Here is a 514-nt window from a genome sequence, read left to right on the forward strand (position 1 = left end):
ATCCGTGGGTGCGGTATTAGCCTCTCTTGCTTCTGATATTCGAGAAGTAAACATGCTCGAACTGGAAGAGAAAATCGGCAAGATGGGGGCAAAAATGTCGATCCCAATGATCGCTTTTATCATGATTCCTATTGTTGTTCTAATCGCAGCGCCAGGGATAATGAGGATGCTAGGATAATGAATATAAAAAACTATTTCTCTCTTTTGGTGTTACTTTTTTTAAGTGGTTGTTCAACTATCAATCAAGAATTAGTAACAAAAGAAAAATTACTGACTAACTCTGGGCAAACTGAACAGCTTATTGAATTTTATAAAGCGAACTTAGTCGAAGTCCCGAGTTATAAGATAAAACTGATCAATTTATATTTGGATAATAAAGACCAAAAATCTGCTGAGTTATACATAAACACTCTAGAGAAAAAGGATCTTAAAGACCCAGATATTATTTATATCTTAGCTAAGCTTGAATATTTAAAATCCAATTACGATGCGAGTGAACGTTACTTAGAAGAGT

Annotated in this window: 2 pseudogenes; both read left to right on the plus strand. The window is 34.4% G+C overall.

The window, feature by feature from the left end:
* A pseudogene (locus tag R7Z49_RS27675) lies at positions 1-178 on the plus strand (type II secretion system F family protein); the annotation flags it as partial.
* Positions 178-514 (plus strand): annotated as a pseudogene (locus R7Z49_RS27680) (pilus assembly protein TadD); the annotation flags it as partial. The pseudogenes R7Z49_RS27675 and R7Z49_RS27680, both read left to right, overlap by 1 nt.

Origin of the sequence: Vibrio sp. 1562, assembly GCF_033340155.1 — a bacterium.
Classification (GTDB): Bacteria; Pseudomonadota; Gammaproteobacteria; order Enterobacterales; family Vibrionaceae; genus Vibrio; species Vibrio alginolyticus.